Source organism: Mangrovibacillus sp. Mu-81, assembly GCF_036867415.1.
Classification (GTDB): Bacteria; Bacillota; Bacilli; order Bacillales; family Bacillaceae_B; genus Rossellomorea.
On sequence record NZ_JBAJHU010000005.1, the window covers coordinates 1 to 11,818 of the forward strand.

Genomic DNA, 11,818 nt, shown 5'->3' on the forward strand with positions numbered 1-11,818 from the left:
TTTATTCAGCACGGTCAAAAGCTGGACAATGGAATTTCCAAGGTAAGAAGCACATTCTTTCGAAAAATAGATAAACTGCCGCTCCGTAAAGAACGAACCTTAAATAGAATGATAGAGCTTGGCGGTGAGAGAAATCGAAATTTGTTGAAAATAAAATGTTTACAATTCAAAGGGAATTGGATATACTAACCAATGTAAGAAAAAAATACATTCAAGGAGGTCGAAGAAAATGATCATCGCTGCTGAGAAATTTTATACAACAGAATATTGTTCAAACCATTCGACCGCTTACGGGATGATTTTCGTTTAATTTTAACACTGACTAATTTAAATGGAGCCGCGGGGAGAATGTACTTTCCTGCGGTTTTTTTGTGTCGCACAGGGAAGTTCTCTTTGCGGCTTTTTACTGCCTGAAATAAGGCTTTGAAAGGGGTGATACGTATGACACTGAATCTTTTATTCCTAACGGTAACATTCAAGAAGAAACATGAATCATTTGAGGAAGCTGAACACAATAACGAAGTGACGAAGCAATATGAACAAACGAAAGAAAAGCAGCAGTATATGTCCCAAATCCTTTAATGAACAGATAATAATCCATTTGGAGAGGAGAATGTAACATGATATTTATACAGGAGAAAAGACTGAATGCGCTATGGGTAGAGAAGGACTCTGCCTAACGAAAGAGAAAGCAGGTGGAAGAGTTGTTTTTGAATATCGTTTTATGGACGGCTTACTTTCATAAGATAAAGAAAAAATAAAAATAAAAGAGGATCCCTTATGGTCGATGAGGGATCCCTTTTTTATTGGATTGTTGCCAGCAAGGGGAGGACGCGGCAGCTGTATCTCCTTCATGAATCTGTCACTTTTCAGTAAAGAGTTGTTCACGGATGCAGCGGGATTTTTGATGTAAAGATGATACATTAATAGTAAGAAAGAAAGTTGATTCTTATCCTAATAAGGGAGTGAATGAGATGTTTTCCATGATAATGGGTCTTGTTTTGACGTTTGTCATCGGGCTGATCATTGCTGCTGAAGTCAGTGTAGAATAGTGATGTAGTATATGTTGTAAAGATGAGGCATCATGGGAGGCAGCTTGTTATATAATAATGTTTAGAACATATAATTTGACCAAAAAAGAGGCTGGGACAAAAACAGTATAACACCTAACTTAAGGCGAACATTTTCAGTGTGGACTCTAATCACCGCTAATGATTTCCGTGCAAGACTTCGCTTTCCGCGGTTAGCCCGTGAGCCTCCTCGTCGCAATTCGCTCCTGCGGGGTCTCACTTGTTTAGCTGCAGGGCTTAGAGGCACATGTCATAAGCCTCTGAGCAAAGCCCTTCCGCTTTTCTAATAAGCTAATTTTCCCGCAGGAGTCTTCGTCTTGCACTCCAATCAACCGCTGGAACAAGCTAAAAACTAAATGAACATTTTATAAACTAAAAAAATCCGAACTTACTTGAATCCTTGAATTCAAATTAGTTCGGGTTTACTTAGACCAAAACACTTTTGTCCAAGCCTCCTTTTACTATTAAAAAATCATTTATTCCGCTTTTCTTTTTCTTCCCGGTAGAATTCATGAAACATTTTCATGAGCGCACGTTTTTCTATTCTGGAGACATAGCTTCTGGAAATGCCGAGTTCTTTTGCGATTTCCCTTTGTGTTTTTTCTTCTTTCATGTCTAATCCGAAACGGCCGACAATCACTTCTCGTTCCCGCTCATCCAGCACGCATATATACTTTCGGACCTTTTCGAGTTCCATGCTCAATTGAATCGTGTCGATAACGTCATCTGTTTCCGATTTTAAAATATCGATCAGGCTGATTTCATTCCCTTCTTTATCCTGCCCGATCGGATCATGAAGGGAAACATCTTTTTTTGTCTTTTTCAAAGCCCTTAAATGCATGAGGATTTCATTTTCTATACAACGGGCAGCATAGGTGGCAAGCTTCGTACCTTTCCCTTCCGAATAACTTTCAATGGCTTTGATCAATCCGATTGTCCCGATGGAAATTAAATCTTCTGGGTCTTCGCCGGTATTTTCGAATTTTTTCACAATATGCGCGACCAAACGTAAATTGTGCTCGATCAGCAGGTTCCGTGCGTGGTCGTCTCCCTCGGCCATCATACGCAAATACTTTCTTTCATCTGCTGCCGATAAGGGTTGAGGGAAAGCATTGTTCTTTACATAAGAGACGAGAAATATCAATTCTTTGAAGAAATATCCCAATGCTGTCAGAACGCCAGACATATTCACACCTCCATAAGGACTTATACAGTAAGCATATGAAGAAATCAGCCAGTCCTTGCACGTCCCATGAAAGTATACAGGCTTTCCGGACAAATAAAGCGGGGAATAGCCCATTCGTACGTTAATGGTGCCGCATATATTAATCATAGTAAGTGTGTAAGGAGGTAAGCACATGCCATATGGTTATCCTTATTACGGCCCTCCGGTATATTGTGGATATGGCGGCGGAGGTTTCTATTTTGCGCTTGCAGTTGTACTGCTCATCCTGCTATTCCTATTCGGTGGCTGGTGGTACTACACCAACTGCTACTAGAAAAGCGGAAGGGCTTTGCCAGAGGCGGGTGGCATAAGACGAATTGGCCGGGAAGGCGTTCTTTGCCTTCTTGGACCATTTAGCTTATGACCTCGAGGGGCTAGCCGCCGTAGCTGGACAATAGAAAAGCGGAGGCGGCTCGCTCAGCCCCGACAAGCATAAGATGAATGGGCCGGGAAGGCGTTTTTTGCCTTCTTGGACCATTTAGCTTATGACCTCGAGGGGCTAGCCGCCGTAGCTGGACAATAGAAAAGCCGGAGGCGGCTAGCTCATCCCCGTTTCACAGGAAGACCCGCGAACTGTCGCGGGTCTTTTCATCTTACATTTTTTTAAACGTAAACGAACTGATCATCAATAATGATAAAATAATCGTTATGAATAAGACCAATACACTTGGGATAAACGGAATGGCTAAATAACTCAAAGTCAGCAGGCAGCCTGCAGCCGTGATGGGCAATCCTGTAAAATAACCGTTATTTTCAGTAATCGTAAAGCGCGCCAAACGAAATGCACCGCAGACTATATAGAAAATCGCAAAAAACATTCCGGGAAATGAGAATTCATTTAAAACAGCTGTATAGATCAGCAAGGCAGGTGCGACGCCGAAGGAAATGATGTCACTCATCGAATCAAGCTGTTTCCCAAACTCTGATTCGATGTTCAGTTTCCTTGCGGCCATTCCATCCAAACGGTCTGTCAACGCAGCAATGAAAATGAGCAGCAGACTTAAGTTCATTTGATTGTGCAGGGTGGCAATAACACTGAATCCTCCGAGGGACAGATTGGTTAATGTCAAAAGATTTGCAGTCTGTGATTTCAACTTTCTCACGGTCTGATCAACGACATCGGAGAGTAACAATAAGCATTCACTCCTTATAATTTTATTTTTTACACATCCTTATGATTGTTTAAGCAAGAAATTGACTCCCGGCAGATAAAATATTCCTTTCAATATAGTATATAATAATAATTTATTATATACTTATTAAACTGCGAAAGTTCTATTCTTTTGTGTATGGACAGTGAGGGATCATGATGAGGCAATCATTTTATCGAATATGTATCGAATTGACTAATAAAAAGTGGTCTTCTTTTCTCCTGAGGAAGTTCGTGCAATCCAGTTTAAGCATGCCGTTCATATCCGGTTTCATAAAGACGTTCAAGATAGATGTAAATGAATTGGAAGGCAGTGCCGAGGAGTATCGCACCCTGCATGACTTCTTTATCAGAAAGCTGAGAAAAGATGCAAGACTCATCCAATATGGAGAGTACGATGCCGTAAGTCCGGTAGACGGGCTGCTCGCTGAAATCGGCATGATATCTGAGGACCTTATGATCAAAGTAAAAGGTAAATCGTATTCCATCCTGGAGATGATGGGAACAGGGGAGAAAGCTGCACCTTATCTGGGTGGGGCATTTGCGGTCTTTTATTTGAGTCCGGCAAATTATCATCGTATTCACAGCCCTGTAGATGGTGACGTATTGAGTAAGTGGTCACTGGGCAGGCATTCCTATCCGGTTAATGAATCCGGGCTGCTGTATGGAAAGGATGTTCTTTCCAAAAATTATCGTGAAATCACCGAACTTCAGCATGATTTCGGGAAAGTGGCTGTTGTAAAAGTCGGAGCGATGTTTGTTAACAGTATCGAATATGTTAACAACCATACGGAATGGAAGCAGGGAGAAGAAGTGGCTTATTTTACTTTTGGTTCGACCGTCATTCTCCTGTTTGAAAAAGACCGGTTTCGTTTCTCTGAAGGCAAAGTTGTTCCGAGGGAAGTGAAAATGGGGGAAAAGGTCGGGAAGTTTAATGAATAAAAAAGAGGACGGATGAAATGATCCGTCCCATTTTCTTTTCTTATGTGTGTCGCGCCTCTGAGCAAAGCCCCTGCGCATTTCTTTTTGTCCAGCTCCGGGGCTTAGAGGCACATGTCATAAGCCAAACCGTCCAAGAAGGCAAAGTGCCGCCTTCCCGGCCGGTTCGTCTTATGCCACCCGCCTCTGAGCAAAGCCCCTGCGCATTTCTTTTTATGATGTAGCTTTTATGCGATGTGTAAGTGACCGACGGTGAATTTCCATTTCGATGAGGCGGATAAATTCTGTGTTGAGCTTTAATTGGCACGCTTTGTAATAAGAATCCAATAGCAATTCGTCCGATAATTTCCTCATTATTTTCACCTCCAGGATCGTCATACATTTTTATTTTGAAACATATCGTTAGTAAGTTATGAAGTAGTAATTAAACTTTACCAAATAACTTTTTTTAGAACAAGCGTTCCGTTATCCACAGTGAATGGTGGATAAGTTGTGGTTAAACTGTATACAACTGGTAAAATTACCTAACTTTATTGAGGGAATAATGTGAATAAGGTTATCCACAGAAACCAATCGACATGAATTTTGTCGAAAAATATTTATAAATAACTGGAATATTCATTGACCGTGCCAATATAATATGGTTTATTTTGAATCTGCAAGTAAAATTGGTTATCATTGATTTAATTAAGATTATAGAACGTCGTTATTATTGAAATAGAAATTTGAGGTGTATAGATGGTGTTAAAGCAATTTTTACCTGATGAACAGGTTCAGGACATTTTCAGTATCCGTCCGGAGTATTTAAAAGAAAAAGGGATCAAAGCAATTATTACCGATCTGGATAATACCCTTGTGGAGTGGGACAGGCCAAATGCTACCCCTAAATTGATTCAATGGTTCAAAGAAATGCAGGAACAAGGGATCCTGGTTACGATTGTTTCCAATAATAATGAAAGACGCGTCGGTGCATTTTCAGACCCTCTAGGCGTGCCATTTATTTTCCAGGCCAGAAAGCCGATGGGGCGTGCTTTCAGACGTGCGATTAAACAAATGGGTGTTAAGAAAGAAGAAGCGGTAGTCATTGGAGATCAGCTTTTGACTGACGTTCTTGGCGGCAACAGAAACGGGTTTCATACAATCCTTGTGGTGCCGGTGGCCCAATCAGACGGTTTCATCACAAAGTTCAATCGCAGAGTGGAGAGAAGGATCATGAAGTTTTTCAAGCGGAAAGGTCTGCTTGAGTGGGAGGAAAAGAAGTGAGTGAAGTAGTATGTGTAGGATGTGGAGTGGGAATTCAGACAGTAGACAAGGAAGGCTTGGGCTTTGCACCGCCTTCTGCACTCGAAAAGGAAGAAATCATCTGTCAAAGATGTTTCCGGTTAAAACATTATAATGAGGTTCAGGACGTTCCATTGACTGATGACGATTTTCTTAAGATCCTGAATGAAATCGGGAATTCAGAAGGCTTAATTGTGAAAATAGTCGATATCTTTGATTTCAACGGCAGCTGGCTGCCGGGACTTCACCGATTTGTCGGTTCGAACCCGATCCTGCTGATAGGTAATAAAGTAGATTTATTGCCCAAGTCTGTCAAGCATTCCAAGATGATCCACTGGATGAAGCATGAAGCAAGTCAACTGGGGCTGAAGCCTGTTGATGTCCAATTGGTGAGTGCTGCCAAAGGATCCGGTATAGAGGAAGCGATCCATGCGATTGAGAAATACCGCAATGGTAAAGATGTATACGTGGTTGGCTGTACAAATGTAGGGAAGTCAACGTTCATCAACCGGATCATCAAGCATGTATCAGGGGAACAGGATGTCATCACGACTTCACACTTTCCAGGCACCACTTTAGATATGATTCAGATCCCACTGGATGACGAGGAATCGCTCATTGACACACCGGGGATCATCAATCACCATCAAATGGCCCATTTCGTGGATAAACAGGACTTGAAGTTTATTACCCCTAAGAAGGAAATTAAGCCAAGGACATTCCAGCTGAATCCTGAACAGACTTTGTTCTTTGGCGGATTATCCCGGTTTGACTTTTTAAACGGCGAACGTCAGCCGTTCACGGCGTATTTCTCGAATGAGTTAGCGATCCATCGTACGAAATTGGAGAAAGCGGATGAGCTGTATAAAAACCACGCAGGTGAGCTGCTTCAACCGCCGCGTAAAGACGATATGGAAACTTTTCCTGAGCTGGTGAAGCACGAATTTAAAGTAAAAGAGGCGAAGACGGATATCGTGTTCTCGGGACTTGGGTGGATCACGGTTAATGAACCAGGTGCTTCGATTGCTGCCCACGTTCCTAAAGGGGTCAGTGTCTTTCTGAGGAAATCTCTAATCTAGGAGGGATAGAGTGAATGATCTATATGGTGTAATCGGAGATCCGATTGCTCACTCGATGTCTCCTGACATGCAAAATGCCGCATTTGATGATGCAGGTCTCAAGGCGGTATATGGGAGGTTTCGAGTGTCACCTGCCGAACTGCCGGATGCCGTTAAAGGAATCCGTGCACTGGGCTTAAAAGGGATCAATGTAACGGTGCCCCATAAAACAACCGTCATGCCTTTTCTTGATGAACTAGATCCTCTGGCAGCTTCCATAGGTGCCGTGAATACGATCGTCAATCAGGAAGGAAAGCTGATCGGATACAATACCGATGGCGAGGGGTATGTGGAAGGGCTGAAAAAAGTAATAAAAGGTGATATCGCAAGTAAAGAAGTATTGATCATCGGAGCAGGCGGTGCAGCAAAGGCGATTTATTATACACTTGCTTCACTCGGGCTGAGGAGGATCGACATTACCAATCGTACGGAAAGGAAGGCACTTGACCTGATGGAGGCATGCCCTATTGCGATTGAATCCAACTATTGCACCCTCCAGGAGGCAGAGGAGACCCTGATCAGATATGATGTTGTCATTCAAACTACATCAATCGGGATGTTTCCTGATATAGGGGCTTCCCCACTTATGGCCGGCCGCGTAAAAGCAGGCGCTGTATTCAGTGATATTATTTATAATCCTCTTCAGACTACTTTTTTGAGAAAGGCGCAGTATAATGGCGCGGTCATTCAAAACGGTCTCGAAATGTTCGTCTATCAAGGTGCACTGGCATTTGAAAAATGGACGGGGATCACTCCAAATACAGAATTAATGAAAAAAGTCGTTTTAAAACAACTGGGAGGTTAACAATGTTAACAGGTAAACAAAAAAGGTATTTACGTTCGGAAGCACATCACTTATCGCCGATCTTTCAAGTGGGCAAAGGCGGCGTCAATGAAAACATGATTAAACAGATTGATGAAGCACTGGAAAAACGGGAGCTAATGAAAATCAGTGTCCTTCAAAACTGTGAATGGGCTAAAACAGAAGTGGCGGATGCTCTTGTGGAAGGTACCGGGGCAGAACTTGTACAAGTGATCGGCAGCACGATCGTCCTATATAAAGAATCGAAAGAAAATAAGCAACTCACTCTGCCTAGATAAGGGTGAAGGATAAATGAAGAGAAAAGTCGGACTCCTCGGGGGCACGTTCAACCCCCCGCATTTGGGACATCTAGTCATTGCACAGCAGGTTCTGCAAAAAGCCGGGCTGGACGAAATCCGGTTTCTTCCGAATCAGGTACCCCCTCATAAAAAGAGTGATGACACCGTCTCGGCTGATCAGCGATTACAAATGCTCGAAGGAGCGATCAGCGGAAATCCTGATTTTAAGATTGAAACAATCGAACTTCAAAGAGAAGGCCCTTCATACACTTACGATACGATAAAAGAATTGACCAACAGAGATTCAGAAATTGAGTATTCATTTATCATCGGCGGGGACATGATTGAATATCTCCCTAAATGGTTTCGCATTGATGAACTCATGGAAATGGTACACTTCATAGGAGTGAACAGACCCGCCTATTCCCATGAAACTCCATATAGCATACAGTTTGTGAAAATACCTGATCTCGCAATTTCCTCCTCCATCATTCGTGAAGCAGTAAAGAATAATGAATCCATTCGCTATCTCGTAACAGATGAGGTGTATCGAATCATAAAGGAGGAGAAACTTTATGGATAGGGATACCGCTTTGGAAATGGTGAAAAAGCAGCTGACCGAACACCGGTATGTACATACTTGCGGTGTAATGGAAACAGCTATTATGCTTGCTTTGAAATTTGGCGCAGATAAAAAGAAAGCAGAAACTGCGGCGATTTTTCATGACTATGCAAAATTCCGTGATAAAATTGAAATGAAACAAATCATTGAAAAAGAAGGGCTGCCTAAGGACCTGTTGGCGTATAACAGCGAACTCTGGCACGCTCCAGTTGGTGCGGTCCTCGTCGAGAGGGAAGCGGGTATAACCGACCCGGAGATATTGGATGCGATTCGTTTTCACACTTCAGGAAATGATCACATGTCCATACTGGATAAAGTGATTTATTTAGCGGATTATATTGAACCGAACCGTCATTTCCCGGGAGTTGAAGAAGTGAGGGAGACAGCACGGGAATCCCTTGATGGAGCGATAATCAAGGCCCTTCAAAACACGATGGTATTCCTGATGAAAAAAAATCAGGCAATTTACCCGGATACATTCCGGTTCTATAATAAACTGGTACTTGAACAGAGGAGATGAAAATAGATGGAACAACGTTTACTTGAACTAGCTTATAAAGCTGCAGACGATAAACGCGCTGAAGATATAGTTGTACTTGATATGAAGGGTGTTTCACTCATTTCCGATTATTTCCTGATTTGTCACGGAAATTCCGATAAGCAGGTGCAGGCCATTGCGCGGGAGTTGAAGGACAGAGCAGAGGAGAGCGGATATACGGTCAAACGCCTGGAAGGATTTGAACAGGCCCGCTGGATTCTTGTGGATCTTGGAGATATCGTTGCTCATGTCTTCCATAAAGATGAGAGGGGTTATTATAACCTCGAGCGTTTATGGGGGGATGCCTCATTTGTTGAGGTAAGTGAGAGTATTTAATGAGTTATGAGCGTTTTGCCTATGTATATGACTATTTAATGCAGGACGTGAATTATGATGGCTGGCTTGATTTTATTAAGCATGAGGCACAATCCTATTCTGTACCAGGAAAGGATATGCTGGATATAGCCTGCGGGACCGGTGAATTATCCCTGCTGCTTGCAAAGGAAGGATTTGCAGTGACTGGAGTGGATTTATCCGAAGATATGCTCGTCATTGCTCAGGAAAAAGCTCTTGAAAGAAACTGCAGGTTGTCTCTTTTTCGACAGGATATGGCGAGACTTGACCTGGGAAAAGAATACGATCTGATTACGATCTTCTGTGATTCCCTCAACTATTTGGAAAGAGAAGAAGATGTGATTGAAACATTCAAGAATGTTCACCGTCATTTAAGGAAGGATGGCCTTTTCCTGTTTGACGTGCATTCAGTATATAAAATGTCTCAAGTTTTTATGAACAGCACCTTTACAATGACCGATGATTCCGTTTCATATATATGGGATTGTTTCCCGGGTGATTGGCCCAACAGCGTGGAACATGAACTTACTTTTTTTGTGCGTGATGAGGAGAGCGGCATGTATGAAAGAGTGGAAGAACTGCATAAACAGCGCACCTATCCTGTCCTTCAGCTGAAGGAATGGCTCCTTAGTGCAGGATTTCAAGTGCTGGAGGTTACGGGGGACTTTACAGGACAACCGCCTTCAGACAAGAACGAGCGTATCTTTTTTACGTGCAGAAAGAAATAAACCGGGCAGTCCATCAAGGACTGTTTCCGGTTTATTTTATTAAAAAAGAAGGGTTTTCGAGTTTTATGTCGAAATAAAAATAAGGAGTCCATCAGACTCCGAATTGTGCCCGCGTTTTTGCGATATCATTTGCAAACTTCTCCTGTGTTGCCTGAAATAACTTTTCAAAAACATCTCCCAGCTCATTTTCCATCACTGCAATCCCTTTACCGGTAACCCCTCCTTTTACACAAACTTTCTCCTGCAGTGTCGGCAATGTATAAATATCTTTCTTTAACAGTTCCCCTAGACCGATAAGCATTTCGGACGCCAGTACAGTGGCCGTTTCCGGATCTATTTCAGTCACTTCTGCAGCAGCATTGATGAACCGCTGAGTCAGAAAACTGAAGAATGCAGGTCCGCAGCTTACGATGTCAGACGCCACCCTGGTAACATTTTCCTCAATGATGACAGGAGTGGAAATATGCTTAACGAGCTCCGTTAACTCCCTTCTCCATTTCTCTGTGCAGTCATTACCGAAAGTCAACAGGGAAACCCCGCTCAGGGCGCGGTTTGTGATACTTGGAATGAAGCGTGCACAGGAACAAGACACAATGGATTGTAATTGATCGACACTGACGGGACTTGTGATCGATACCACACACTTATCAACTGTAAAGCTATCTTTATTTTCCTCGATGACGCGATGGACATCATGAGGTTTTACGCATATAAATAGCAGGTCGGAAGCATGTATGACTTCTTCATTCAAATTCATGACATGAACATTCGTTTTTTCCTGGATTTCTTCCGCTTTTTTTAGTGTTCGATTTGTGATGATAAGATTAGAAGGAGAAATGGCTTTTGATTCAATCAGAGCCTCTATGATCACTTTCCCCATATTACCCGTTCCGATTACCCCTGCTTTCATTTACAGCCCTCCTTCAATTAAGGTCCTGCATTCCTGAATTCGGCGAAATGCCGCCGTCTATTAGAAAACCCTTACTCTACAACGTATGAAACCCATTTAGTGATTATTCCAACCGAGGTGATTTCAATATGCATCCCATTTTTGAAAAATATAAGAGCATTCTGGTAATCGCTGCTGCCTGTATTGGTGTCATTGTACTGTTTCTTCTTAAATTCCCAGGGAGTGAGGCTAAAGAGAAAATTATTCCTGAAGTTCCCGCCCAAGTGGAAGAAGAAGCAGAGGGCGCAGAATTGAATGAAGAAAGTGAACAGAAACAGCAAGGGGACATTGAGGGAGAAGACAGCGTATTTGTGGATGTAAAAGGTTCGGTGAAGAAACCTGGATTATACAAGGTGAAGAGAGGGGAGCGTCTGAAATTTGTCATCGACAGGGCCGGGGGCTTCACGGCTGAAGCTGACGTCAAGCTCATCAACCTGGCTGTCAAGGTGACGGATGAGATGTTGATCTATGTTCCTGAAATGGGGGAAGTACAGTCGGAAATCCCTGTCATCCAAGGCGAGCAGGGCGGATCTGATGAAACAAAAATCAACCTTAACAGCGCTACGCTGGATGAGTTTGAAACATTGCCTGGAATCGGTCCTGCAAAGGCAGCCACTTTCGTACAATACAGAGACGAAAACGGACCATTCAATAAAATCGAAGACATCAAGAATATCTCAGGGATCGGAGATAAAACCTTCGAAAAATTAAAGGACTATATTTTTGTGCAATGAATTGACGAA

The 11,818-nt window shown here is 42.7% G+C and carries 17 protein-coding genes; 13 read left to right on the forward strand and 4 right to left on the reverse strand.

Going from position 1 to position 11,818, the window contains the following annotated elements; translation table 11 throughout:
• Together V6B33_RS12075 and V6B33_RS12080 are read left to right on the forward strand one after the other, a co-directional pair.
• A partial coding sequence (locus V6B33_RS12075) for a hypothetical protein (protein ID WP_334218011.1) occupies positions 1 to 189 on the forward strand: 189 nt, incomplete at its 5' end.
• 252 nt (positions 190 to 441) lie between these two features.
• A complete protein-coding gene (locus V6B33_RS12080) occupies positions 442 to 582 on the forward strand; it encodes a YrzI family small protein (RefSeq protein WP_334218012.1) in 141 nt (46 codons plus the stop codon).
• Positions 583 to 1,542: 960 nt separating this feature from the next.
• Here the strand turns inward: V6B33_RS12080 and sigK are convergent.
• The gene (sigK, locus tag V6B33_RS12085; RefSeq protein WP_334218013.1) at positions 1,543 to 2,256 is read right to left on the reverse strand and encodes an RNA polymerase sporulation sigma factor SigK; all 714 of its coding nucleotides are present in this window, start codon (positions 2,254 to 2,256) and stop codon (positions 1,543 to 1,545) included.
• A 172-nt stretch (positions 2,257 to 2,428) separates the two neighbouring features.
• Between sigK and V6B33_RS12090 the strand changes: the two genes are divergently transcribed.
• A complete protein-coding gene (locus tag V6B33_RS12090) occupies positions 2,429 to 2,569 on the forward strand; it encodes a hypothetical protein (RefSeq protein WP_334218014.1) in 141 nt (46 codons plus the stop codon).
• A gap of 319 nt (positions 2,570 to 2,888) precedes the next feature.
• Here V6B33_RS12090 and pssA read toward each other — a convergent pair whose 3' ends face one another.
• Complete coding sequence (gene pssA, locus V6B33_RS12095; protein WP_334218015.1) at positions 2,889 to 3,428, reverse strand: CDP-diacylglycerol--serine O-phosphatidyltransferase; 540 nt, start codon at positions 3,426 to 3,428, stop codon at positions 2,889 to 2,891.
• Between the two features lie 176 nt (positions 3,429 to 3,604).
• Between pssA and V6B33_RS12100 the strand changes: the two genes are divergently transcribed.
• Complete coding sequence (locus V6B33_RS12100) at positions 3,605 to 4,387, forward strand: phosphatidylserine decarboxylase (protein WP_334218234.1); 783 nt, start codon at positions 3,605 to 3,607, stop codon at positions 4,385 to 4,387.
• Positions 4,388 to 4,597: 210 nt separating this feature from the next.
• Here V6B33_RS12100 and V6B33_RS12105 read toward each other — a convergent pair whose 3' ends face one another.
• Positions 4,598 to 4,738, reverse strand: a complete 141-nt coding sequence (locus tag V6B33_RS12105; RefSeq protein ID WP_334218016.1) for a sporulation histidine kinase inhibitor Sda — start codon at positions 4,736 to 4,738, stop codon at positions 4,598 to 4,600.
• A 384-nt stretch (positions 4,739 to 5,122) separates the two neighbouring features.
• Between V6B33_RS12105 and V6B33_RS12110 the strand changes: the two genes are divergently transcribed.
• From V6B33_RS12110 to V6B33_RS12145, 8 genes are read left to right on the forward strand one after another with little or no spacing between them, the layout of a single operon-like run.
• The gene (locus tag V6B33_RS12110) at positions 5,123 to 5,647 is read left to right on the forward strand and encodes a YqeG family HAD IIIA-type phosphatase (protein WP_334218017.1); all 525 of its coding nucleotides are present in this window, start codon (positions 5,123 to 5,125) and stop codon (positions 5,645 to 5,647) included.
• A complete protein-coding gene (gene yqeH, locus V6B33_RS12115) occupies positions 5,644 to 6,744 on the forward strand; it encodes a ribosome biogenesis GTPase YqeH (RefSeq protein WP_334218018.1) in 1,101 nt (366 codons plus the stop codon). The genes V6B33_RS12110 and yqeH overlap by 4 nt, the downstream gene beginning before the upstream one ends.
• Before the next feature lie 10 nt (positions 6,745 to 6,754).
• Complete coding sequence (aroE, locus tag V6B33_RS12120; RefSeq protein ID WP_334218019.1) at positions 6,755 to 7,588, forward strand: shikimate dehydrogenase; 834 nt, start codon at positions 6,755 to 6,757, stop codon at positions 7,586 to 7,588.
• 2 nt (positions 7,589 to 7,590) lie between these two features.
• Positions 7,591 to 7,884, forward strand: coding sequence for a ribosome assembly RNA-binding protein YhbY (yhbY, locus tag V6B33_RS12125; protein WP_334218020.1), 294 nt, complete (start codon positions 7,591 to 7,593; stop codon positions 7,882 to 7,884).
• 13 nt (positions 7,885 to 7,897) lie between these two features.
• The gene (locus tag V6B33_RS12130; RefSeq protein ID WP_334218021.1) at positions 7,898 to 8,467 is read left to right on the forward strand and encodes a nicotinate-nucleotide adenylyltransferase; all 570 of its coding nucleotides are present in this window, start codon (positions 7,898 to 7,900) and stop codon (positions 8,465 to 8,467) included.
• Complete coding sequence (yqeK, locus tag V6B33_RS12135) at positions 8,460 to 9,026, forward strand: bis(5'-nucleosyl)-tetraphosphatase (symmetrical) YqeK (protein WP_334218022.1); 567 nt, start codon at positions 8,460 to 8,462, stop codon at positions 9,024 to 9,026. Before V6B33_RS12130 ends, yqeK begins: the two co-directional genes overlap by 8 nt.
• 6 nt (positions 9,027 to 9,032) lie before the next feature.
• A complete protein-coding gene (gene rsfS, locus V6B33_RS12140) occupies positions 9,033 to 9,380 on the forward strand; it encodes a ribosome silencing factor (protein ID WP_334218023.1) in 348 nt (115 codons plus the stop codon).
• Positions 9,380 to 10,126, forward strand: a complete 747-nt coding sequence (locus V6B33_RS12145; RefSeq protein WP_334218024.1) for a class I SAM-dependent DNA methyltransferase — start codon at positions 9,380 to 9,382, stop codon at positions 10,124 to 10,126. The genes rsfS and V6B33_RS12145 overlap by 1 nt, the downstream gene beginning before the upstream one ends.
• Positions 10,127 to 10,217: 91 nt before the next feature.
• Here V6B33_RS12145 and comER read toward each other — a convergent pair whose 3' ends face one another.
• The gene (gene comER / locus V6B33_RS12150; RefSeq protein ID WP_334218025.1) at positions 10,218 to 11,036 is read right to left on the reverse strand and encodes a late competence protein ComER; all 819 of its coding nucleotides are present in this window, start codon (positions 11,034 to 11,036) and stop codon (positions 10,218 to 10,220) included.
• 128 nt (positions 11,037 to 11,164) lie between these two features.
• On the opposite strand from comER, the gene V6B33_RS12155 reads away from it, so the two are divergent.
• Positions 11,165 to 11,809 carry a helix-hairpin-helix domain-containing protein gene (locus V6B33_RS12155; RefSeq protein WP_334218026.1) on the forward strand — a complete coding sequence of 215 codons (645 nt, stop codon included), beginning with the start codon at positions 11,165 to 11,167 and terminating at the stop codon, positions 11,807 to 11,809.
• Positions 11,810 to 11,818 lie beyond the last annotated feature (9 nt).